The sequence below is a fragment of the Pseudomonas inefficax genome, assembly GCF_900277125.1.
In the GTDB taxonomy this organism is placed as follows: domain Bacteria; phylum Pseudomonadota; class Gammaproteobacteria; order Pseudomonadales; family Pseudomonadaceae; genus Aquipseudomonas; species Aquipseudomonas inefficax.
Genome location: NZ_OPYN01000187.1, coordinates 113635 through 136883, shown reverse-complemented (window position 1 = coordinate 136883; position 23249 = coordinate 113635). Strand labels below are relative to the sequence as shown.

General features: G+C 62.4%; 19 protein-coding genes. 13 read left to right on the top strand and 6 right to left on the bottom strand.

Going from position 1 to position 23249, the window contains the following annotated elements:
* The first annotated feature begins 79 nt into the window (after window positions 1-79).
* The 4 genes from JV551A3_RS23400 to JV551A3_RS23385 all read left to right on the top strand — a co-directional run bounded on the left by JV551A3_RS23400 (window position 80) and on the right by JV551A3_RS23385 (window position 5047).
* On the top strand, window positions 80-805 hold the full coding sequence (locus JV551A3_RS23400; RefSeq protein WP_166674293.1) for a segregation and condensation protein A: 726 nt from the start codon (window positions 80-82) through the stop codon (window positions 803-805).
* Entirely contained in the window at window positions 792-1559 is a 768-nt protein-coding gene (gene scpB / locus JV551A3_RS23395; protein ID WP_133974517.1) for an SMC-Scp complex subunit ScpB, read from the top strand. Before JV551A3_RS23400 ends, scpB begins: the two co-directional genes overlap by 14 nt.
* Window positions 1560-1833: 274 nt before the next feature.
* A complete protein-coding gene (gene rluB / locus JV551A3_RS23390; RefSeq protein WP_133974515.1) occupies window positions 1834-2901 on the top strand; it encodes a 23S rRNA pseudouridine(2605) synthase RluB in 1068 nt (355 codons plus the stop codon).
* Window positions 2902-3628: 727 nt separating this feature from the next.
* A complete protein-coding gene (locus tag JV551A3_RS23385) occupies window positions 3629-5047 on the top strand; it encodes an amino acid permease (protein ID WP_166674292.1) in 1419 nt (472 codons plus the stop codon).
* 170 nt (window positions 5048-5217) lie between these two features.
* Here the strand turns inward: JV551A3_RS23385 and JV551A3_RS23380 are convergent, their stop codons facing one another.
* The gene (locus JV551A3_RS23380) at window positions 5218-6102 is read right to left on the bottom strand and encodes a LysR substrate-binding domain-containing protein (protein ID WP_133974513.1); all 885 of its coding nucleotides are present in this window, start codon (window positions 6100-6102) and stop codon (window positions 5218-5220) included.
* Window positions 6103-6254: 152 nt separating this feature from the next.
* Here JV551A3_RS23380 and ydiJ point away from each other — a divergent pair, with 152 nt between their 5' ends.
* Window positions 6255-9275 (top strand): D-2-hydroxyglutarate dehydrogenase YdiJ, encoded by a 3021-nt coding sequence (ydiJ, locus tag JV551A3_RS23375; RefSeq protein WP_133974511.1) that lies wholly within the window; start codon window positions 6255-6257, stop codon window positions 9273-9275.
* A gap of 139 nt (window positions 9276-9414) precedes the next feature.
* Here ydiJ and JV551A3_RS23370 read toward each other — a convergent pair whose 3' ends face one another.
* The 4 genes from JV551A3_RS23370 to phhA all read right to left on the bottom strand — a co-directional run bounded on the left by JV551A3_RS23370 (window position 9415) and on the right by phhA (window position 12206).
* The gene (locus tag JV551A3_RS23370) at window positions 9415-10611 is read right to left on the bottom strand and encodes an MFS transporter (protein WP_133979149.1); all 1197 of its coding nucleotides are present in this window, start codon (window positions 10609-10611) and stop codon (window positions 9415-9417) included.
* 91 nt (window positions 10612-10702) lie between these two features.
* Window positions 10703-10831 carry a hypothetical protein gene (locus JV551A3_RS31215; RefSeq protein WP_015271274.1) on the bottom strand — a complete coding sequence of 43 codons (129 nt, stop codon included), beginning with the start codon at window positions 10829-10831 and terminating at the stop codon, window positions 10703-10705.
* Between the two features lie 190 nt (window positions 10832-11021).
* Window positions 11022-11378 (bottom strand): 4a-hydroxytetrahydrobiopterin dehydratase, encoded by a 357-nt coding sequence (locus JV551A3_RS23365; protein ID WP_003254532.1) that lies wholly within the window; start codon window positions 11376-11378, stop codon window positions 11022-11024.
* Window positions 11379-11417: 39 nt separating this feature from the next.
* Complete coding sequence (gene phhA, locus JV551A3_RS23360) at window positions 11418-12206, bottom strand: phenylalanine 4-monooxygenase (protein WP_133974508.1); 789 nt, start codon at window positions 12204-12206, stop codon at window positions 11418-11420.
* Between the two features lie 256 nt (window positions 12207-12462).
* Between phhA and JV551A3_RS23350 the strand changes: the two genes are divergently transcribed.
* A complete protein-coding gene (locus JV551A3_RS23350; RefSeq protein WP_133974506.1) occupies window positions 12463-14022 on the top strand; it encodes a sigma-54-dependent transcriptional regulator in 1560 nt (519 codons plus the stop codon).
* A 155-nt stretch (window positions 14023-14177) separates the two neighbouring features.
* On the opposite strand, the gene JV551A3_RS23345 is transcribed toward JV551A3_RS23350, so the two are convergent.
* Window positions 14178-14432 (bottom strand): DUF2790 domain-containing protein, encoded by a 255-nt coding sequence (locus JV551A3_RS23345; RefSeq protein WP_003260110.1) that lies wholly within the window; start codon window positions 14430-14432, stop codon window positions 14178-14180.
* A 397-nt stretch (window positions 14433-14829) separates the two neighbouring features.
* Here JV551A3_RS23345 and acs point away from each other — a divergent pair, with 397 nt between their 5' ends.
* The 7 genes from acs to JV551A3_RS23310 all read left to right on the top strand — a co-directional run bounded on the left by acs (window position 14830) and on the right by JV551A3_RS23310 (window position 23112).
* Window positions 14830-16791, top strand: coding sequence for an acetate--CoA ligase (acs, locus tag JV551A3_RS23340; protein ID WP_112253161.1), 1962 nt, complete (start codon window positions 14830-14832; stop codon window positions 16789-16791).
* Window positions 16792-17425: 634 nt separating this feature from the next.
* Entirely contained in the window at window positions 17426-18211 is a 786-nt protein-coding gene (locus JV551A3_RS23335) for an ABC transporter substrate-binding protein (protein WP_019099125.1), read from the top strand.
* A gap of 88 nt (window positions 18212-18299) precedes the next feature.
* A complete protein-coding gene (locus JV551A3_RS23330) occupies window positions 18300-18989 on the top strand; it encodes an ABC transporter permease (protein ID WP_112253159.1) in 690 nt (229 codons plus the stop codon).
* Window positions 18986-19684 (top strand): ABC transporter permease, encoded by a 699-nt coding sequence (locus JV551A3_RS23325; RefSeq protein ID WP_003260115.1) that lies wholly within the window; start codon window positions 18986-18988, stop codon window positions 19682-19684. Before JV551A3_RS23330 ends, JV551A3_RS23325 begins: the two co-directional genes overlap by 4 nt.
* A gap of 22 nt (window positions 19685-19706) precedes the next feature.
* Complete coding sequence (locus tag JV551A3_RS23320) at window positions 19707-20471, top strand: ABC transporter ATP-binding protein (RefSeq protein WP_025340127.1); 765 nt, start codon at window positions 19707-19709, stop codon at window positions 20469-20471.
* Between the two features lie 98 nt (window positions 20472-20569).
* Window positions 20570-21550 carry a transcriptional regulator ArgR gene (gene argR, locus JV551A3_RS23315; RefSeq protein ID WP_133974504.1) on the top strand — a complete coding sequence of 327 codons (981 nt, stop codon included), beginning with the start codon at window positions 20570-20572 and terminating at the stop codon, window positions 21548-21550.
* A 341-nt stretch (window positions 21551-21891) separates the two neighbouring features.
* Window positions 21892-23112: an aspartate aminotransferase family protein gene (locus JV551A3_RS23310; RefSeq protein ID WP_133974502.1), complete on the top strand. Its 1221-nt coding sequence runs from the start codon at window positions 21892-21894 to the stop codon at window positions 23110-23112.
* Window positions 23113-23249: the final 137 nt, after the last annotated feature.

The window sequence follows — 23249 nt, the reverse complement described above, 5'->3', positions numbered from 1 at the left end:
TCGGCAGCTGCAACTGGCCCTGGTCTATGGCGAAGCCTTGACCGAGCTGCCGCTGGACCTGTACATCCCGCCGGACGCCCTGGAAGTCATCCTCGAAGCCTTCGAAGGCCCGCTGGACCTGTTGCTGTACCTGATCCGCAAGCAGAACATCGACATTCTCGACATCCCGGTGGCGGAAATCACCCGCCAGTACATGGGCTACGTGGAGCTGATGAAGAGCGTGCGCCTGGAGCTGGCCGCCGAATACCTGGTGATGGCTGCCATGCTCGCCGAGATCAAGTCGCGCATGTTGCTGCCGCGCTCGGCCGACGTCGAGGAGGAGGAGGGTGACCCGCGCGCCGAACTGATCCGCCGGCTGCAGGAGTACGAGCGCTTCAAGGCTGCCGCCGAAGGTATCGATGAATTGCCACGGGTCGGCCGCGAGGTGGTGGTGCCGCGCCTGGAGGCGCCGCAGGCCAAGGTGCGCAAGCTGTTGCCCCAGGTCAGCCTGGAAGAGCTGCTGGTGTCGATGGCCGAGGTGATGCGCCGCAACGACCTGTTCGAAAGCCATCAGATCACCCGCGAGACCTTGTCCACCCGCGAGCGCATGAGCCAAGTGCTGGAACGCCTCAAAGGTGGCGGTTTCGTGCCGTTCGTCGAGCTGTTCGCCGCCGAGGAAGGCAAACTGGGCGTGGTGGTGACCTTCATGGCAATTCTCGAGCTGGTGAAGGAATCGCTGGTCGAACTGGTGCAGAATGAACCCTTCGCCGGCATCCACGTGCGGCTTCGCCCGGCGCTTGTTGAAGAACCTGATGAACCTGAATGAACCCCGCGACCTGGCGTCGCTGATCGAAGCCTTCCTGCTGGCTTCGGGCAAGCCGCAATCCCTGGAGCGCCTGTACGAGCTGTTCGAGGAAGCCGAGCGACCGGAGCCCAAAGTCTTCAGGCAGGCGCTGGAGCTGCTGGGCAAGTCGTGCAGTGGCCGCGCCTTCGAGCTCAAGGAGGTAGCCAGCGGTTACCGTCTGCAGATTCGCGAGGACTTTGCGCCGTGGGTCGGGCGCCTGTGGGAAGAGCGCCCGCAGCGTTACTCGCGTGCTTTGCTGGAAACCCTGGCACTGATCGCCTATCGCCAGCCCATCACCCGTGGCGAAATCGAGGATGTGCGGGGCGTGGCGGTGAACAGCAACATCATCAAGACCTTGATGGAGCGTGAGTGGATCCGCGTGGTCGGCTACCGCGAGGTGCCCGGGCGGCCGGCGATGTTCGCCACTACCAAGGCATTTCTCGACCATTTCAACCTCAAGAGCCTGGACGAACTCCCGGCTTTGGCCGAGCTGCGCGAGATGGAGCCAGAGCCGTTGCTCGACCCGGATGATGCGCCAGTGCCGGCGCACCTGCAGGCATTGGCCGATGCCAGCCTTGGGGAAGGGGAAGAGGTTGCCGAGCCGAAGGAGGAGACCAGCTTCCGTAGCCTGCTGGTGGAGCTGGATGCCATGGAAGAGGGGCTGAAGACCGATTTTGATGATTTGCGCGAGGAGGCTGAGGCTGCCGTGGAAGAGGAGGGCAAGGTGCAGCCCTGAAGCTTCTGTTGTCTGTGCTGGCCCTTTCGCGGGTAAACCCGCTCCCACAGGTACCGCATCACTCTCAAGGCCTGTGACATCCCTGTGGGAGCGGGTTTACCCGCGAAGAGGCCGGCACTGCCAATACATCACCATTAGGCAGAAACCCCTGGCAAAGCCCACAAAACCCTCTACCCTCCAGTGCGTTCCGCCGCCGAACCGCGTATGATGCGCGGCCTTTTGGCGCGTTCGTCGCCAGAACCCGTATTTCATTCCTACACCGGGAGGTGCCCAGATGAGTGAGCAAGACCTGCAAGATACCGAGATCACCCCTCCATCCGGCGAAAAGCTGCAGAAAGTGCTGGCGCGCATTGGCGTTGGCTCGCGCCGTGACGTCGAGGCCTGGATCAGCCAGGGCCGCATCAAGGTCAACGGCGTCGAGGCCACCCTCGGCCAGCGCGTCGACCTGCACGACGCCATTGCCGTGGATGGCAAGCTGATCAAGCGCGAAGAGGCCGCCGAGGCCACCCGCCGGGTGATCATGTACAACAAGCCCGATGGCGAAATCTGCACCCGTGACGACCCGGAAGGTCGCCCGACCGTGTTCGACCGCCTGCCACGGCCGAAAGAAGGCCGCTGGATCAACATCGGCCGCCTCGACATCAACACCACCGGCCTGCTGCTGTTCACCACCGACGGTGAACTGGCCAACCGCCTGATGCACCCGTCCTACGAGATGGACCGTGAATACGCGGTACGTGTGCGTGGTGAGGTCGACGACGAGATGATCGAGCGCCTGAAGGCCGGCGTGATGCTGGAAGATGGCCCGGCCAAGTTCACCGATATCCAGAAGGCACCCGGTGGCGAAGGCTTCAACCACTGGTACCACTGCGTGGTGATGGAAGGTCGTAACCGTGAAGTGCGTCGCCTGTGGGAGTCCCAGGGCATGGTGGTCAGCCGCCTGAAGCGCGTGCGTTTCGGCCCGGTGTTCCTCAACTCCGACCTGCCGATGGGCCGCTGGCGGGAAATGACCCAAGGCGAAATCGACATCCTCGCTGCTGAAGTGGGCCTGCAGCCGGTGGCGCTGCCAGCCATGAAGCTCAAGGCCAAGGACAAGATGGAGCGCCTGCAGCGCAAATCGACCCGTCCGCTGGGCCGTGGCGAGCGCGTGCGCAACCTGCGCCCGGCTCATGAAGGTGCAGCTGCCGGCGAACGCCCGGCGCGCCAGCCGCGTGAAGAGGCCCCACGCAAGACCGGCCGTGGCAGCACCGTGGCCGAGCGCCCGAGCGAGATGCGCAAGCGTCCGGCCAAGCCTGAGGGTGACAAGCCTGCAGGGCGTGGCCGCGGCAAGCCGCGTGGCTGATTGGCTTTTGCGTTGAAAGAGAACCAGCCTTCGGGCTGGTTTTTTTATGCCTGTGAGATTTTGGGGCTGCTTTGCAGCCCATCGCGACACAAGGCCGCTCCCACAATAAAACGCGTCACATGTGGGAGCGGCCTTGTGTCGCGAAAGGGCCGCAAAGCGGCCCCAAGATATTGAACAAAAAGTATTTTTCGGACGACTGGCAAGTTCTCGAACCGCCTTGTAAAGAAAATTGTACGAATGTGGTCGATTTCAGCCAGGATTTCAGATTTGGTCGAATCATGTAAACAAACCTTGCCGCCGCTTCCCCATCAAGACAGCCGGCCAAGCCTCTCCCACCCTTGCCCAAACCCCCGCCCCACGGTGTTATAGCCGCCATTGCCGTGTGCAAAAGCCTGTCCACAGAGCCAGGCTGACAAAACAACAAATGGAGGCGCCATGTACGCCGATCACACCGCCTTTCAAGGCCCACACCACAGGATCGCTGCGTTTTTTCCCGAGGAAACGATGCAGTGCGTTGACGCCTGCGCGTTTGCAGGGGTATACAGTGCGCCGCGTTTTACCTGTGACTCCTTTGCGTACCGCGCACTCTTGATCACACCTGGTTGACCCGCCCCGGCGGCGCCTGAGGTCAAGAAACCCAAGGTAACCACCTTGCCCATTCCGCTGCGCCACGAGCGCGGTGGGTCCGATTCCGTCACAGATAAAAACAATGCAGGTGACTTCGTTCATGAGTGGACAAAACATGCATTCAGGCGAGCTCAAGCGGGGCCTGAAGAACCGCCATATCCAGTTGATCGCCCTCGGCGGTGCGATTGGTACCGGCCTGTTCCTCGGCTCGGCAGGCGTGATGAAATCCGCTGGCCCGTCGATGATCCTTGGCTACGCCATCTGCGGCTTCATCGCCTTCATGATCATGCGCCAGCTCGGCGAAATGATCGTCGAAGAGCCGGTGGCCGGCTCGTTCAGCCATTTCGCTCACACCTACTGGGGTGGTTTCGCCGGCTTCCTGTCGGGCTGGAACTGCTGGGTGCTGTACATCCTGGTGGGCATGTCGGAGCTTTCGGCGGTCGGCAAGTATGTTCACTACTGGTGGCCGGAGATCCCTACCTGGGTCACGGCGGCAGGCTTCTTCGTGCTGATCAACGCCATCAACCTGATGAACGTGAAGTTCTTCGGTGAGGCGGAGTTCTGGTTCGCCATCATCAAGGTCGTGGCCATTGTCAGCATGATCGGCCTGGGTGCCTACCTGCTGACCAGCGGCAGCGGCGGCCCAGAAGCCACCGTGGCCAACCTGTGGTCGCATGGTGGCTTCTTCCCGAACGGTGTCAGCGGGCTGGTGATGGCCCTGGCCTTCATCATGTTCTCCTTCGGTGGCCTGGAAATGCTCGGTTTCACTGCCGCCGAGGCCGACAAGCCGAAGACCGTGATCCCCAAGGCGATCAACCAGGTCATCTACCGCATCCTGATCTTCTATGTCGGTGCCCTGGTGGTGCTGCTGTCGCTGACCCCATGGGACAACCTGGTCGCCAGCATCGATGCGTCCGGTGGCAGCTATGGTAGCAGCCCGTTCGTGCAGGTGTTCTCGCTGCTGGGCAGTGACGTGGCTGCGCACCTGTTGAACTTCGTGGTCCTGACCGCAGCGCTGTCGGTGTACAACAGCGGCACATACTGCAACGCCCGCATGCTGCTGGGCATGGCCGAGCAGGGCGATGCCCCGGCATCGCTGGCCAAGGTCGACAAGCGTGGCGTGCCGGTGCGTTCGATCCTGGCTTCGGCCGCCGTGACCTTCTTCGCGGTGCTGCTCAACTACCTGATGCCGCAGAACGCCCTGGAGCTGCTGATGTCGTTGGTGGTGGCCACCCTGGTGATCAACTGGGCGATGATCAGCTACTCGCACCTGAAGTTCCGCCAGCACCTGGACCGCACTGGCCAGAAGCCGCTGTTCAAGGCGCTGTGGTACCCCTATGGCAACTACATCTGCCTGGCGTTCGTGGTGCTGATCCTGGGCATCATGCTGATGATCCCGGGTATCCAGGTGTCGGTGTATGTGATGCCGCTGTGGGTGTTCGCGATGTTCGTGGTGTACATGGTCAAGCCGCGTCGCCGGATGAATGGCGGTGTCGCTGCGGGTGGCATGGCCAAGTAAGGTGCCCTGGCGGTAGCGAGAACCCGAAGCCGGGAGACTGGCTTCGGGTTTTTTGTTGCCTGCGCTGGCCCTATCGCCGGCAAGCCAGCTCCCACAGGTACCCCACAGACCTTGAGATCGGTGCGGTCGGTGTGGGAGCTGGCTTGCCGGCGATAGCGCCGGGGCAGGGATCAGATCTGCTCCAGCAACCAACTGCGAAAGGCCCGCAACGATGGCAAGGCCTCGTTCCTCGGCGGGTAGATCAGGTAATAGCTGCGCTGGCTGGCAAACGCCACCCCTGGGCTGTACAGCTCACCCTTGGCCAGTTCTTCCTCCACCAGGATGCGCGGCACCAGGCCGATGCCGATCCCTGCCCGTACCGCCTGGATCAGGTGCGAGGTCAGTTCGAAGCTAGGCCCCAGGCGCATCGCCCGGTGCGCCAGGCCATGGTGCGAGAACCACTCGCCCCAGGCATGCGGGTTGTTGGCGACATTCAGCAGCACCTCTTCACTGATGCGTGCCGGGCTCCAGCTCTGGCTGTGCGCGCCAGCCTCAGGCGGCAATATAACCACCAGTTCCTCGGCATGCAGGCGATGGCAGATCAACCCGGGCAGGTCGTGGCTGGCCACGCCGATGGCGGCATCGATCTCGCTGGTGTCGAAGTTGATGGCTTCGATGCGTGAATGTATGTGCACCAGCATGCCCGGGTGGGCGCTGTAGAAGGCGTGCAGGCGTGGCAGCAGCCATTTCGAGCCAAAGGTTGGCAGGGTGGCCAGGCGCAAGGTGCCCACCCCCGACTGGTAGGCCAATGCCTGCAAGGTGGCGCTGCGGATGCGCCCCAGTGCCTCGCTGAGCTCGCGCTGGTACAGGCGGCCGACATCGGTCAGCTGCACCTGGCGCCCCTCGCGGCGGAACAGGGTCAGGCCCAATTGCTGCTCCAATGCCTGCACCTGGCGGCTGACTGCGCTTTGGGTCAGCGACAGTTCGGCGGCGGCGCGGGTGTAGCTTTCATGCCGGGCGGCGGCTTCGAAAGCCAGCAGCAACGACATGGACGGGGTCAGATGGCGGTAATTCATTCATGAAAGTCATCATTAGCGGCAGGATTATCCGTTTGCCCCTGAAGCGAAACTACAGGAACATTGGCCTGTACGTCATCCTCGCATGCCTCCATCCATGCCGGAACGACAGGAATCCCGTGAATTAGCCCATATCAAGAGGCCATCCTTCGATGATCGCCCAGCTGCCGACCGTTGCCCCGAGCGCCAACTACCCCGAATTCCTCGAAGCCCTGCGCAATAGCGGCTTCCGTGGCCAGATCAGTGCCGACTACGCTACCCGTACGGTGCTGGCCACCGACAACTCGATCTACCAGCGCTTGCCACAGGCGGCGGTGTTCCCGCTGGATGCCGACGATGTGGCGCGGGTCGCCACGCTGATGGCCGAGCCGCGCTTCCAGCAGGTCAAGCTGACCCCGCGCGGCGGTGGTACGGGCACCAACGGCCAGTCGCTGACCGACGGTATCGTCGTCGACCTGTCACGGCACATGAACAAGATCCTCGAAATCAACGTCGAGGAACGCTGGGTGCGGGTGCAGGCCGGTACCGTCAAGGACCAGCTCAACGCCGCCCTCAAGCCGCACGGGCTGTTCTTCGCCCCCGAGTTGTCCACTTCCAACCGTGCCACTGTCGGCGGCATGATCAACACCGACGCCAGTGGCCAGGGTAGCTGCACCTATGGCAAGACCCGCGACCATGTACTGGAGCTGCACAGCGTGCTGCTCGGTGGCGAGCGCCTGCACAGCCTGCCGATCGACGATGCCGCGCTGGAGCAGGCCTGTGCCGCGCCTGGCCGGATCGGTGAGGTGTACCGCATGGCGCGGGACATCCAGGAAACCCAGGCCGACCTCATCGAAACCACCTTCCCCAAGCTCAACCGTTGCCTGACTGGCTACGACCTGGCGCACCTGCGCGACGAGCAGGGCCGCTTCAACCTCAATAGCGTGCTGTGCGGCGCCGAGGGCTCGCTGGGCTATGTGGTCGAAGCCAAGCTCAATGTGCTGCCGATCCCCAAGTACGCCGTGCTGGTCAACGTGCGCTATACCAGCTTCATGGATGCACTGCGTGATGCCAACGCGCTGATGGCGCACAAGCCGCTGTCGATCGAAACCGTCGACTCCAAGGTGCTGATGCTGGCGATGAAGGATATCGTCTGGCACAGCGTCGCCGAGTACTTCCCGGCTGACCCCGAGCGACCGACCCTGGGCATCAACCTGGTGGAGTTCTGCGGCGACGAGCCGGCCGAGGTCAATGCCATGGTGCAAGCGTTCATCCAGCACCTGCAGAGCGACACCAGCGTCGAGCGCCTGGGCCACACCCTGGCCGAGGGCGCCGAGGCGGTGACCCGCGTCTACACCATGCGCAAGCGTTCGGTGGGCCTGCTGGGCAACGTCGAGGGCGAAGTGCGCCCACAGCCGTTCGTGGAAGACACTGCGGTACCGCCTGAGCAACTGGCCGACTACATCGCCGACTTCCGTGCACTGCTCGATGGCTATGGCCTGGCCTATGGCATGTTCGGCCATGTCGATGCCGGCGTGCTGCACGTGCGCCCGGCGCTGGACATGAAGGACCCGGCCCAGGCCGCACTGGTCAAACCGATTTCCGACGCTGTGGCGGCGCTGACCAAAAGCTATGGCGGCTTGTTGTGGGGTGAGCATGGCAAGGGCCTGCGCTCGGAATACGTGCCGGAATACTTCGGCGAGCTGTACCCGGCGCTGCAGCGTCTGAAGGGGGCTTTCGACCCGCACAACCAGCTCAACCCCGGCAAGATCTGCACCCCGCCAGACAGCGCCGAGGGCCTGACCAAGGTCGATGGCGTGACCCTGCGCGGCGACCTCGACCGCACCATCGACGAACGCGTGTGGCAGGACTTCCCTAGCGCCGTGCACTGCAACGGCAACGGCGCCTGCTACAACTACGACCCCAACGACGCCATGTGCCCGTCGTGGAAGGCCACCCGTGAACGCCAGCATTCGCCCAAGGGCCGTGCCTCGCTGATGCGCGAATGGCTGCGCCTGCAGGGCGAGGCCAACATCGATGTACTGGCGGCTGCGCGCAACAAGGTGTCGTGGCTCAAGGGCCTGCCGGCGCGTTTGCGCAACAACCGTGCGAGTAGCCAGGGCCAGGAAGACTTCTCCCACGAGGTGTACGATGCCATGGCCGGCTGCCTGGCGTGCAAGTCGTGCGCCGGGCAATGCCCGATCAAGGTCAACGTGCCGGACTTCCGCTCGCGCTTCCTCGAGCTGTACCACGGCCGCTACCAGCGCCCGCTGCGTGACTACCTGATCGGTTCGCTGGAATTCACCATCCCGTACCTGGCCCATGCGCCTGGGCTGTACAACGCGGTGATGGGCTCGAAGTGGGTGAGCAAGCTGCTGGCCGACAAGGTCGGCATGGTCGACAGCCCACTGATCAGCCGCTTCAACTTCCAGGCCACCCTGACCCGTTGCCGCGTTGGCGTGGCCACGGTACCGGCCCTGCGTGAGCTGACTCCAGCGCAGCGCGAGCGCAGCATCGTGCTGGTGCAGGACGCCTTCACTCGTTACTTCGAGACGCCGCTGCTGTCGGCCTTCATCGACCTGGCCCACCGCCTGGGCCACCGGGTGTTCCTGGCGCCGTACAGTGCCAACGGCAAGCCGCTGCATGTTCAGGGCTTCCTTGGGGCGTTCGCCAAGGCAGCGATCCGCAATGCCACCCAGCTCAAGGCCCTGGCCGAGTGCGGCGTGCCGCTGGTGGGCCTGGACCCGGCGATGACCCTGGTGTATCGCCAGGAGTACCAGAAAGTACCAGGCCTGGATGGTTGCCCGCAGGTGCTGTTGCCGCAGGAGTGGTTGATGGATGTGCTGCCCGAGCAGGCGCCGACTGCGCCGGGTAACTTCCGCCTGATGGCGCACTGCACCGAGAAGACCAATGTGCCGGCCAGCACCAAGCAGTGGGAGCAGGTGTTCGCCCGTTTGGGGCTGAAGCTGGTGACTGAGGCGACTGGCTGCTGCGGTATGTCCGGCACCTATGGGCACGAGGCGCGCAACCAGGACACCTCGCGGACCATCTTCGAGCAGTCGTGGGCGACCAAGCTGGACAAGGAAGGTGAGCCGCTGGCGACGGGCTACTCGTGCCGCAGCCAGGTCAAGCGCATGACCGAGCGGCAGATGCGCCACCCGCTGGAAGTGGTGCTGCAGTACGCCCAGCGCTGACCTCAAGGGCCCAGGGGGCTGCTTTGCAGCCCTCCTGGTTTACGCCGTCCCTGTAGGAGCAGCCTTGCGCTGCGAAGAGGCCGGTAGAGCAAAAGATTTTCTTGGGCAGTAATGGCCTTTTCGCAGCACAAGGCTGCTCCTACAGGTCCCGTGCATGCCTTGAAGATGATGCCTGGTGGTACAGATACAGGCTCAACACCAGCCCGCAAGCCGCCGCAGCTGCCGCAAACAGAAACATCGAAGCAAACCCGAACCCCGCCGCCACCGCGCCCACCAGCGGCCCGGTCACCCCCAGCGACAAATCGATGAACAGCGAATAAGCCCCCACCGCCGCCCCACGGTTGGCTGCCGACACCTGGTTCACCGCCTCCACGCCCAACGCCGGGAACACCAGCGAGAAGCCGAACCCGCTCAGCGCAGCCCCCGCCAACGCCAGTTCGGCACTGGGTGCCAGCCACAGCATCAGCAGCCCAAGCGTTTCCACCGACAGGCAGGCGATCGCCACCCGGAACCCGCCAAGCCGGTTGATCAGGTTGCCGAACAGCAGTCGCGCACTGATGAAGCTGGCGCCGAACAGGCTCAGGGTCAATGCCGCATTGGCCCAGCCACGGCTGGCGTAATACAAGGTGATGAAGGTGGCGATGGTGCCAAAGCCGATCGAGCCCAGTGCAAGCCCCGAGCCGTGCGGGAACACCTTGCCCAGCACCCTCAGGAATGGCAGGCGCACGCCACTGACGATCGGCGCGGCCTGTTTGGGCCAGGCCAGCAGCAAGCCGAGCGCACACAGCAGAATGATGCTTATGCCCATGCTCCACAGCCCCAGGCCCTTGACCATCAGCACGCCCAACGGAGCGCCGATGGCCAGCGCGCCATAGCTGGCGATGCCGTTCCAGGAAATGACCTTGGCCGTGTTTTCGGCACCTACGCGGCCAATGCCCCAGCCAATTGCACCGGAGCCCACCAGGCTTTCGGCGCTGCCGAGCACCAGGCGGCCGACCAGCAGGCAGGCAAGGCTCAGCCAGGGCAGGTGAGTGAGGAAGGCGCAGGCCAGCATGAACACCCCGCTGAGCCCGCAGCCGGCCAGGCCATACATGACTGCCTTCTTGCTGCCGTGGTTGTCGATGATGCGGCTGGCGGTGGGGCGGCTGAGCAGGGTGGCCAGGTACTGCACGCTGATCACCAGGCCCGCGACCACGGCACTGAAGCCCAGGTCGTTGTGCACATAGCCAGGCAATACGGCCAGCGGGATGCCGATGTTCAGGTAGCCGATGAAGGTGAAGAGGACGATGGAGACGACTTGCAGGGTAACCGCAAGGGGGCGCGGTGAGTGGGGCATGAGGACCTACGTGGGTTCTGGACGGTGTGAAAACGTGATGACGGGGGTAGCCCGCAGGTCAGCCGTTTTCACACAGTCGGGGGATGCGCGGTTATTCCTGGTCAGCGCTGGATTGATCGTCACCATCCTGCTCGACGGCAGCTGCCGGTTCGGCGTGAACGGTCACGGTTGGCTCTTCTGGGTTCAGGCTTGGGAAGGGAAGATTCGGGATTTCATGCATCTCGTCGTTCCTCGCAAGTGTGAGTGAAAAGTCTGCGCCAGGCGCGTTTGGGGCTTCGCGAAGCAAGGGCAGGATACACAAGTCTGGATGACAGTTTGGATTTTTTGCCGATCGTTGGTCGGTTTTGCGGGCGAACAGCGGACGTTTTTGCCGTAAAAAATGGGGCCACCGGGCCCCATTCTTTCAGTGCTTACTTGCGGCCTTCAGCCGTCTCCGCCACCTTGTCAGTACGCGCACACATGATGAAGTCATTGCGGTGCAGGCCTTTGATCGAGTGGCTCCACCAGGTCACGGTGACCTTGCCCCACTCGGTCAGCAGGCCCGGGTGGTGGCCTTCGGCTTCGGCGATCTCGCCCACGGCATTGGTGAACGCCAGGGCGTGCTTGAAGTTCTTGAACAGGAACACGCGCTCCAGCTCCATGTGGCCGTCACGTACTTCGATGTTCCAGTCCGGGATTTCGCGAATCAGCTCGGCCAGCTCTTCGTCGGTGACCTTGGGTGCGTCGGCGCGGCAGGCTTCGCAATGGGCTTGGTTCAAGGCATTCATGTGGTGTTTTCCGGTTCGAGTTGTTATCGGCAAGGTCGCTCAGGCAGCGACCTTGGGTGGAAACTTCGGTGCGTGCAGGCCCAGCTGCATGGCTTTGTGAACCATGCCCATGATGTCTTCGTGGGCCAGGTCGAACAGGCGCTTCATGTTCGGCAGCACGAAATACAGCGGCTGCAGGATGTCGATGCGATACGGTGTGCGCATGGCCTCGATCGGGTCGAAGGCCTGGTGCTCGGGCTCGTCAGACAGACTGTAGACGGTCTCCTTTGGCGACGAGAGAATGCCTCCACCATAGATCTTGCGGCCCTGCGCGGTTTCCATCAGGCCGAACTCGATGGTCATCCAGTACAGGCGCGCCAGGTACACGCGTTGTTCCTTGGTCGCGGCCAGGCCGAGCTTGCCGTAGGTATGGGTGAATTCGGCGAACCAGGGGTTGGTCAGCAGCGGGCAGTGGCCGAAGATCTCGTGGAAGATATCGGGCTCCTGCAGGTAGTCCAGCTCTTCCGGGGTGCGGATGAAGGTGGCCACCGGGAAGCGCTTGCTGGCCAGCAGTTCGAAGAAGGTCTGGAAGGGTATCAGCGCCGGCACCCGGGCAACCTGCCAACCGGTGGTGGCGCCCAGCACCTTGTTGATCTCGCCCAGTTGCGGAATACGGTCATGGGGCAGCTTGAGCTGGTCGATGCCGTCCAGGTATTCCTGGCACGCACGGCCTTCGATCACTTTCAGCTGACGGGTGATCAAGGTGTTCCATACCGCATGCTCTTGCTGCGGGTAATCGATAAAACCATGCGCATCGGGCTCGCGTGCCACGTATTGCGTCTGTTTCATGTGGCTCTCCTGGTGAGGGCTTTTCTTGTTATGTGCAGGACATACCCAAGGAATATCCCTTCGCAGGCCACTTTGCACGTGGTTGGCCCGTGGCTGGTATTGGCTTTTGGCGATGTTTTTGTAACGATAATTTTACAAAAAGGCGCAGGTGTCGGAAAATCCGAGGTATCTGGCTGAAGCTTCGGCTGTTTTTGTCAGCTTATCTTTACGACTTTTCCGCGCGGTGTTGAAAAACATTGGCGCTTCGAGAGCCTTCATGCGTATCAAAGTGCATTGCCAGAACCGTATTGGCATCCTGCGCGACATCCTCAACCTGCTGGTGGAGTACGGCATCAACGTGCTGCGCGGCGAGGTGGGCGGTGACCATGGCAACGCCATCTACCTGCATTGCCCGAACCTGATCAATTTGCAGTTCCAGGCGCTGCGACCGAAGTTCGAGGCGATTGCCGGGGTATTCGGCGTCAAGCGTGTGGGGCTGATGCCCAGCGAGCGCCGGCACATGGAGCTGAATGCGCTGCTGGGGGCGCTGGACTTCCCGGTGCTGTCGATTGACATGGGCGGCAGCATTGTCGCCGCCAACCGTGCCGCTGCGCAGTTGCTGGGGGTGCGGGTGGACGAGGTGCCGGGCATGCCGCTGGCGCGCTATGTGGAGGACTTCGACCTGCCAGAGCTGGTGCGGGCCAACAAGTCGCGTATCAACGGCCTGCGCATCAAGGTCAAGGGCGATGTGTTCCTGGCAGATATCGCGCCACTGCAGTCCGAGCACGACGACAGCGAGGCGCTGGCCGGTGCGGTGCTGACCCTGCACCGCGCCGACCGTATCGGTGAGCGCATCTACAACGTGCGCAAGCAGGAGCTGCGCGGTTTCGACAGCATCTTCCAGAGCTCGCGGGTGATGGCTGCGGTGGTGCGCGAGGCGCGGCGCATGGCCCCGTTGGACGCGCCATTGCTGATCGAAGGCGAGACCGGCACCGGCAAGGAGCTGCTGGCGCGTGCCTGCCACCTGGCCAGCCCGCGCGGCCAGTCACCGCTGATGGCGCTCAACTGCGCCGGGTTGCCCGAATCGATGGCCGAGACCGAGCTGTTCGGTTACGGCCCCGGGGCATTCGAAGGGGCGCGCGCCGAGGGCAAGCTGGGGCTGCTGGAACTGACTGCCGGAGGCACGCTGTTCCTCGACGGGGTAGGGGAGATGAGCCCGCGCCTGCAGGTGAAGCTGCTGCGTTTTCTGCAGGATGGCTGCTTCCGTCGCGTAGGCAGTGATGAAGAGGTTTACCTGGATGTGCGGGTGATCTGCGCGACCCAGGTGGATTTGTCCGAATTGTGTGCTCGTGGCGAGTTTCGCCAGGACCTGTATCACCGGCTCAATGTGTTGTCGCTGCACATTCCGCCATTGCGCGAATGCATGGATGGCCTGGAAGGGCTGGTGCAGCATTTTCTCGACCAGGCCAGCCGACAGATCGGCTGTGCCATGCCGCGCCTGGCGCCAGCGGCAATGGACAAACTCGGCCAGTACCATTGGCCGGGTAATGTAAGGCAGTTGGAAAACGTGTTGTTCCAGGCGGTTTCGTTATGTGAAGGCGGCGTGGTAAAGAGTGAACATATACGTTTGCCGGATTACGGCGTGCGCCCACCGCTGGGTGAGTTTTCGCTGGACGGGGATCTTTCGCAGATTGTCGGTCGCTTTGAAAAAGCGGTGCTGGAAAGTTTGATGGGGGAATTCCCGAGTAGTCGGGCTTTAGGTAAAAGACTGGGTGTTTCACATACCACGATTGCCAACAAGTTGAGGGATTATACGTTGGGCAAGTCGGTAGATTAATAAGCGGTTGGTCAATAACCTGTTAATCAGGTGCAATATTCTTCGCGGGCTTGCCCGCTCCCACAGGTATCGCGCCAAATTCAAGGCAGGCGCTGTACCTGTGGGAACGGGCAAGTCCGCGAATGGGGCCCACTGGGCCCCCAATTCACAAGGCATCAGCCGTTCGAGCAGCCGTTCCCCATCACGCGGTATTCGAGAATGTGCTTCTGGCCCTTGGAGTCCTCGTAGGTCATGCGGGCGGGCACGACTTCGCACACATTGGGCACTTCGCTCATGGAAATGACGCGAGCAATGTCCAGGTGCTGCGAGTAACTGTACTGTTCAACCGGAATCTGCTCGGCATCTTTGGCTTCGCCGGCCATCGCCGCGCCGCAAAGACTGCCAAGTACCAATACCAGTAAAGCTTTCATTTTCAATTTACCTGTCTAAGGTCGTGAGGGGGCACGCGGCGCTTATGGCGCCGCGAGTATTGCTAGTTTTAACTATCGGGTTTGGATGGGGATTAACGCTTGCCTTCGTGGGGGCTGTTACCAGTTGTTAATCGCCTTGCCGTTGCTGGCGAGGTGAATTTTATGGCTGGGGCCAGGGCTGAAACAGTGGGTCTTTTGATAAAGTGTTTTGACAGAATCTGTAACAATCCTCTGGTAAGCGCCCCCTTTTTTTCTCGCCTGGGCTGTAAGGTGCGTGCCAGAGCGCTTTGCCAGAACGGGCGTACCAAATTACTACCAACGTCGAATGGCTTTTGTCGCTCTGGTACAGTTACAAACGGTTCCATACAAAAACAACTATTACACCGAGGTAACACAGATGAGTGCGGCTCCACTGTATCCCGTTCGTCCCGAGGTTGCGGCCACCACCCTGACCGACGAGGCCACCTACAAGGCCATGTACCAGCAGTCGGTGATCAACCCGGACGGCTTCTGGCGCGAGCAGGCCCAGCGCATCGACTGGATCAAGCCGTTCACCAAGGTCAAGCAGACCTCCTTCGACGACCATCACGTCGATATCAAATGGTTCGCCGACGGCACTCTGAACGTTTCCTCCAACTGCCTGGACCGCCACCTCGAAGAGCGCGGCGACCAGTTGGCCATCATCTGGGAAGGCGACGACCCTTCCGAACACCGCAACATCACCTACCGCGAACTGCACGAGCAAGTCTGCAAGTTCGCCAACGCCCTGCGTGGCCAGGATGTGCACCGCGGTGACGTGGTCACCATCTATATGCCGATGATCCCCGAGGCCGTGGTCGCCATGCTGGCCTGTGCCCGTATCGGTGCGATCCATTCGGTAGTGTTCGGCGGCTTCTCGCCCGAGGCACTGGCCGGCCGTATCATCGACTGCAAGTCCAAGATCGTGATCACCGCCGACGAAGGCGTGCGCGGTGGCCGGCGTACCCCGCTCAAGGCCAACGTCGACCTGGCGCTGACCAACCCTGAAACCAACAGCGTGCAGAAGATCATCGTGTGCAAGCGCACCGGTGGCGACATTGCCTGGCACCAGCACCGCGACATCTGGTACGAAGACCTGATGAAGGTCGCCTCCAGCCACTGCGCGCCGAAAGAGATGGGTGCCGAGGAAGCGCTGTTCATCCTCTATACCTCCGGCTCCACCGGCAAGCCGAAAGGCGTGCTGCACACCACCGGCGGCTACCTGGTATACGCAGCGCTGACCCATGAGCGCGTGTTCGACTATCGCCCGGGCGAGGTGTACTGGTGCACCGCCGACGTGGGTTGGGTCACTGGCCACAGCTACATTGTCTACGGCCCGCTGGCCAACGGCGCTACCACCCTGCTGTTCGAAGGCGTGCCGAACTACCCTGACATCACCCGCGTGTCGAAGATCGTCGACAAGCACAAGGTCAACATCCTGTACACCGCGCCAACCGCCATCCGCGCGATGATGGCTGAAGGGCAAGCTGCTGTTGAAGGTGCCGATGGCTCCAGCCTGCGCCTGCTGGGGTCGGTGGGGGAGCCGATCAACCCCGAAGCCTGGAACTGGTACTACAAGACCGTGGGCAAGGAACGTTGCCCGATCGTCGACACCTGGTGGCAGACCGAGACCGGCGGCATCCTGATCAGCCCGCTGCCGGGCGCTACCGGCCTCAAGCCGGGCTCGGCAACCCGCCCGTTCTTCGGTGTGGTGCCGGCGCTGGTGGACAACCTGGGCAACCTGATCGAGGGCGCTGCCGAAGGCAACCTGGTGATCCTCGACTCCTGGCCGGGCCAGTCGCGTTCGCTGTACGGCGACCACGACCGTTTCGTCGATACCTACTTCAAGACCTTCCGTGGCATGTACTTCACCGGTGACGGCGCGCGCCGCGACGAAGATGGCTACTACTGGATCACTGGCCGCGTGGATGACGTGCTGAACGTGTCCGGCCACCGCATGGGTACTGCCGAGATCGAAAGTGCCATGGTGGCGCATGCGAAAGTGGCCGAGGCCGCGGTGGTGGGTGTGCCGCACGACATCAAGGGGCAGGGCATCTATGTGTATGTCACCCTCAATGCCGGTATCGAGGCCAGCGAGCAGTTGCGCCTGGAGCTGAAGAACTGGGTGCGCAAGGAAATCGGCCCGATCGCCTCGCCGGATGTGATCCAGTGGGCGCCGGGGCTGCCGAAGACCCGGTCGGGCAAGATCATGCGCCGCATCCTGCGCAAGATTGCCACGGGTGAGTACGATGCGCTGGGTGACATCTCCACCCTGGCCGACCCGGGCGTGGTGCAGCACCTGATCGATACCCACAAGGCGATGAGCCTGGCTTCGGCCTGATTGCGAAGCAGGCAAGCGCGGCTTTGTGCAATCCCTGTGGGAGCGGCTTTAGCCGCGAAGAACTCAGCGCGGTGGATGGCACCGGCGTTGCCGGTGTTCGCGGCTGAAGCCGCTCCCACAGGATAAGGCATGTGCCTGAGGTCTGTGCTGTACCTGCAAGAAGCCAACAAGAACCCCGCCCGGGCAACCGGCGGGGTTTTTGCTTTACTGTTACCCGACATTCATCGGTAACTGTTCTGTCACCGCCCCTGCACAAGTTCGGGGCGTCAGGAAACAATTCCGGTCCGTTTCGGTGCATCCCTGTAGCCATTTTTTGCAATACGGCACGCTACACTTGCCGTCCTACAAGGCTTTGCCAATAATAGGCCCAGGAATTGCTAGGTCTATAGGTTCTATTTCTTGCGCTTTTGCATATTTTGCATTGGCTGTCAACATTGCCCGCAGCGGTTTCAGGCGCTTCTGTAAGTAGTTGTCGCTTTGAAGAAATATCGACTACCGGGCTGTCGCTAAAATGCCAATCACTCGCTCGTGGTCTGCGACCTTGGTCGAACCCTGCGCGGCTCGCGTTGTACCCATTCGCATATCGGGCAGTTGTTACCTGCCTTGTATTGCCCCGTACCGATGGAGTTACCTGATGAAGAAGCTCGCACTGCTTGGCGCCCTGGCGCTGTCCGTGTTTTCCCTGGTGTCGCAGGCCGATGAAAAACCGCTGAAAATCGGCATCGAAGCCGCCTACCCACCCTTCGCCTTCAAGCAGCCAGACGGCAGCATCGCCGGTTTTGACTACGACATCGGCAACGCCCTGTGCGAAGAGATGAAAGCCAAGTGCACCTGGGTCGAGCAGGAGTTCGACGGCCTGATCCCGGCGCTGAAAGTGCGCAAGATCGACGCCATCCTGTCGTCCATGTCGATCACCGAAGACCGCAAGAAATCGGTCGACTTCACCAAGCGCTACTACCTGACCCCGGCGCGCCTGGTGATGAAGGAAGGCACCACCGTCAGCGACAGCCTGGATGAGCTCAAGGGCAAGAAGATTGGTGTCCAGCGTGGCTCGATCCACGACCGTTTCGCCAAGGAAGTACTGGGCGCCAAAGGTGCCACCGTGGTTCCTTACGGCACCCAGAACGAAATCTATCTGGACGTGGCGGCTGGCCGCCTCGATGGCACCGTGGCCGACGCCACCCTGCTGGAAGATGGCTTCCTCAAGACCGACGCCGGCAAGGGCTTCGCCTTTGTAGGCCCGTCCTTCACCGACGCCAAGTACTTCGGTGACGGCATCGGTATTGCCGTGCGCAAGGGTGACAAGGCCAACGTCGACCGCATCAATGCGGCCATCGACGCCATCCGTGCCAACGGCAAGTACAAGGAAATCGAGAAGAAGTACTTCAACTTCGACATTTACGGTCCAGACTCGAACTAAGACGTCGGGTTTCACCTGTGCAATGGTGCAAACAGCAGAGGCTCTGAGGTTTGCACCATTTTTCATTCTCTAGGTCGAGGACCTCATCATGTTGAAAGGCTACGGGGCAGTCATCCTCGACGGGGCGTGGCTGACGCTTCAGCTCGCCCTGTCGTCGATGGCCCTGGCCATCGTGCTCGGCCTGATCGGTGTGGCGCTGCGCTTGTCGCCGGTGCGCTGGCTTGCCTGGCTGGGCGATCTGTATTCCACGGTGATTCGTGGCATTCCGGACCTGGTCCTGATCCTGCTGATCTTCTACGGCGGGCAGGACATCATCAACCGGGTTGCGCCGCTGCTCGGTTATGAAGACTACATCGACCTGAATCCGCTGGTCGCGGGTATCGGTACCCTGGGCTTCATCTTTGGTGCCTACCTGTCGGAAACCTTCCGCGGCGCGTTCCTCGGTATTCCGAAAGGCCAGGCAGAAGCGGGCGTGGCGTATGGCATGAGCAACCGCCAGGTGTTCTTCCGCATCCAGGTGCCGCAGATGATCCGCCTGGCGATCCCGGGCTTCACCAACAACTGGCTGGTGCTGACCAAGGCCACCGCGCTGATTTCGGTAGTGGGCCTGCAGGACATGATGTTCAAGGCCAAGCAGGCGGCCGACGCCACCCGCGAACCTTTCACCTTCTTCCTGGCGGTCGCGGCGCTGTACCTCGTACTGACCAGCATCTCGCTGCTGGCCCTGAAGTATCTGGAGCGCCGCTACTCGGTTGGCGTCAAGGTGGTTGAGCTATGATCTTCGACTACAACGTCGTCTGGGAGGCACTGCCGATGTACTTCGGCGGCCTGCTGACCACCCTCAAGCTGCTGGCGATTTCGCTGTTCTTCGGGCTGCTGGCGGCCATTCCGCTGGGGCTGATGCGGGTTTCGAAGCAGCCGGCAGTCAACCTGGTTGCCTGGCTCTACACGTATGTGATCCGCGGCACGCCGATGCTGGTGCAGCTGTTCCTGATCTACTACGGCCTGGCGCAGTTCGAGGCGGTGCGCGAAAGCTTCCTCTGGCCGCTGCTGTCCAGCGCTACCTTCTGCGCCTGCCTGGCGTTCGGTATCAACACCAGCGCCTACACCGCCGAAATCATCGCTGGCAGCCTCAAGGCCACACCACATGGCGAGATCGAGGCGGCCAAGGCCATGGGCATGTCGCGCATGAAGATGTACCGGCGCATTCTGCTGCCGTCGGCCTTGCGCCGGGCGCTGCCGCAGTACAGCAACGAAGTGATCATGATGCTGCAGACCACCAGCCTGGCGTCGATCGTCACCCTGATCGACATCACTGGCGCTGCGCGTACTGTCAATGCCCAGTACTACCTGCCTTTCGAGGCCTATATCACGGCGGGCGTGTTCTACCTGTGCCTGACCTTCATCCTGGTGCGCCTGTTCAAGATGGCCGAACGCCGCTGGCTCGGCTACCTGGCGCCGCGCAAGCACTGACCGCTTTGTGAGAATCGACAGCATGTACAAACTCGAAGTCCAAGACCTGCACAAGCGCTACGGCAGCCATGAAGTGCTCAAGGGCGTGTCCCTGTCGGCCAAGGCAGGCGATGTCATCAGCATCATCGGCTCCAGCGGTTCGGGCAAGTCGACCTTCCTGCGCTGCATCAACCTGCTGGAGCAGCCGCACGCCGGCAAGATCCTGCTCAACAACGAAGAGCTGAAGCTGGTACCGGGCAAGGACGGCGCACTCAAGGCCGCCGACCCGCGTCAGCTGCAGCGCATGCGCTCGCGCCTGTCGATGGTTTTCCAGCACTTCAACCTGTGGTCGCACATGACTGCGCTGGAAAACATCATCGAAGCGCCGGTGCACGTGCTGGGCGTGAACCGCAAGGAGGCCCTGGAAAAGGCCGAGCACTATCTGGCCAAGGTTGGTGTCGCCCACCGCAAGGACGCCTTCCCGGGGCACATGTCCGGCGGCGAGCAGCAACGTGTGGCAATTGCCCGGGCGCTGGCCATGGAGCCGGAGGTCATGCTGTTCGACGAGCCGACCTCGGCGCTGGACCCGGAGCTGGTCGGCGATGTGCTCAAGGTGATGCAGGCGCTGGCCCAGGAAGGCCGCACCATGGTGGTGGTGACTCACGAAATGGGCTTTGCCCGTGAGGTGTCCAACCAGCTGGTGTTCCTGCACAAGGGCCTGGTGGAAGAAACCGGCTGCCCGCGCGAAGTGCTGGCCAACCCGCAGTCGGAACGCCTGAAGCAGTTCCTCTCCGGCAGCCTGAAGTAAAAACTGCATTTTTGCACCAGAATAGGGCATGCTGCGCGGCGAGCGCAGCCTGACCCGGCGCACAGACTCGAACGACCTCAGGTTTCGGACCGCACCCTATGACCACCCAGCGAATCGGTTTTCTCATCTGGCCCAGTACCAGGCCCTTGACCCTGGCGCTGGCCGAGGAAGTGTTGCAGGTGGCGCAGCGGGTGCACCCGGAGGTGTCCTACGAGCTGGTCTTCCTGCAGGCGGAGCCGGCGCAAGAGGGTAGCTGGCGCCTGCCGGGCGAGCCGTGGAATGGCCGCCTTGAGGGGTGTCAAAAGTTGTTCCTGTTGGCTGACGAGCAGCCGTCGGCGGTGGGGGCGGCGTTGTCGGCGGCGCTCAAGCAGCTTGCGCGCAGTGGCTGCATGGTCGGTGGCCTGTCGGCCGGGGTCTACCCTCTGGCCATGCTGGGCCTGCTCGACGGTTACCGGGCTGCGGTGCACTGGCGCTGGCAGGATGATTTTGCCGAGCGCTTTCCCAAGGTGATCGCCACCAGCCACCTGTTCGACTGGGATCGCGATCGCCTGACTGCTTGTGGCGGCATGGCCGTGACCGACCTGCTGCTGGCGGTGCTGGCCCGTGACCACGGGGCGGAACTGGCCGGGGCGGTGTCGGAGGAGCTGGTGGTCGAGCGCATCCGCGAGGGGGGCGAGCGCCAGCGCATTCCGCTGCAGAACCGCCTGGGCTCCAGCCATCCCAAGCTGACCCAAGCGGTGCTGCTGATGGAGGCCAACATCGAAGAGCCGCTGACCACCGACGAAATTGCCCAGCACGTGTGCGTGTCGCGTCGGCAGCTGGAGCGCATCTTCAAGCAGTACCTGAACCGCGTGCCGAGCCAGTATTACCTGGAGCTGCGGCTGAACAAGGCGCGGCAGATGCTGATGCAGACCAGCAAGTCGATCATCCAGATCGGGCTGTCCTGTGGCTTCTCCTCGGGGCCGCATTTTTCCAGTGCCTATCGCAACTTCTTTGGTGCAACGCCGCGGGAGGATCGCAACCAGCGGCGTAGCAGCAGCCCGTTCGAGCTGAGTTCGGCGCCGGCCGAAAAAGGCTGATTGCCCTGTAGTCTGTACTGGCCCTATCGCCGGCAAGCCAGCTCCCACAGGATCACCACAGGCCTTGATGGTTGCGGGGTACTTGTGGGAGCTGGCTTGCCGGCGATAGGGCCGGTGCAGGCCACCTTCTTCTATATGTGAACACCCGTTCACCCAGCCCCCTCTCTCCCGTACACTGCGCGATTGCGACAGTGTTTGTCGCATTGCCGAAAGCCTTGTCAAAACTGGGTTTTGCGCTGTAACAAGTTGTCGCTTGGCCGCAAGGACAGGCGCTGATCAGTCCTTACAATCCCCCCATCGCTCGCCACTTCCAGGCCAGCGTTCCTCTTCAGGAGACTCAGATGTCCGTTGAGCAAGCCCCGGTGCAACGTGCCGATTTCGACCAGGTCATGGTCCCCAACTATTCTCCGGCGGCCTTCATTCCTGTGCGAGGCGAGGGTTCCCGCGTCTGGGACCAGTCGGGTCGCGAATTGATCGACTTTGCCGGCGGCATCGCGGTCAACGCTCTGGGCCACTGCCACCCGGCACTGGTCAAGGCCCTGACCGAGCAGGCCAACACCCTCTGGCACGTCTCCAACGTGTTCACCAACGAGCCGGCCCTGCGCCTGGCCCACAAGCTGGTGGACGCCACCTTTGCCGACCGCGCGTTCTTCTGCAACTCCGGCGCCGAGTCCAACGAGGCCGCCTTCAAGCTGGCCCGTCGCGTGGCCCACGACCGCTTCGGGCCGGAAAAGCACGAAATCATCGCCACCGTGAACAGCTTCCACGGCCGTACACTGTTTACCGTCAGTGTCGGTGGCCAGCCGAAGTACTCCGATGGCTTCGGCCCGAAGATCACCGGCATCAGCCATGTGCCGTACAACGACCTGGAAGCGCTGAAGGCACAGATTTCCGACAAGACCTGCGCCGTGGTGATTGAGCCGATCCAGGGCGAGAGTGGCGTGGTGCCGGCCGACAAGGCCTACCTGGAAGGCGCGCGCAAACTGTGTGACGAACACAATGCCCTGCTGATCTTCGACGAAGTGCAGACCGGCGTTGGCCGTACCGGTTCGCTGTATGCCTACCAGCACTACGGTGTTACCCCGGACATCCTGACCAGCGCCAAGAGCCTGGGCGGCGGTTTCCCGATCGGTGCCATGCTGACCACCACCGAGCTGGCCAAGCACCTGGCCGTCGGCACCCACGGCACCACCTACGGCGGCAACCCGCTGGGCTGCGCCGTCGCCTGTGCGGTGCTGGACGTGGTCAATACCCCGGAAACCCTCGCCGGCATCAAGGCGAAGCATGAACGCTTCAAGGTCCGCCTGGAGCAGATCGGCCAGCAGTACAACCTGTTCAATCAGGTGCGTGGCGTTGGCCTGCTGCTGGGCTGCGTGCTGACCGAGGCCTGGAAAGGCAAGGCCAAGGACGTGCTCAACGCCGCCGAAAAAGAAGGCGTGATGGTGCTGCAGGCCGGCCCGGACGTGGTCCGCTTCGCACCAAGCCTGGTGGTTGAAGACGCCGACATCGATGAAGGCCTGGGCCGCTTCGAGCGCGCCGTGGCCACCCTGACCAAGGGCTGATCCGCCCTTGGTCCCTTCGCCGGCCCCGATGCAGGCTCAGCCTGAGTCTGCACCGGGCCGGCGATACCCGATTCCAGTGCAGGTGCCAGTGCACCTGCCGTTTTTCCGTGCCGCCGTGAGCGGCCCGTATTCCAAAG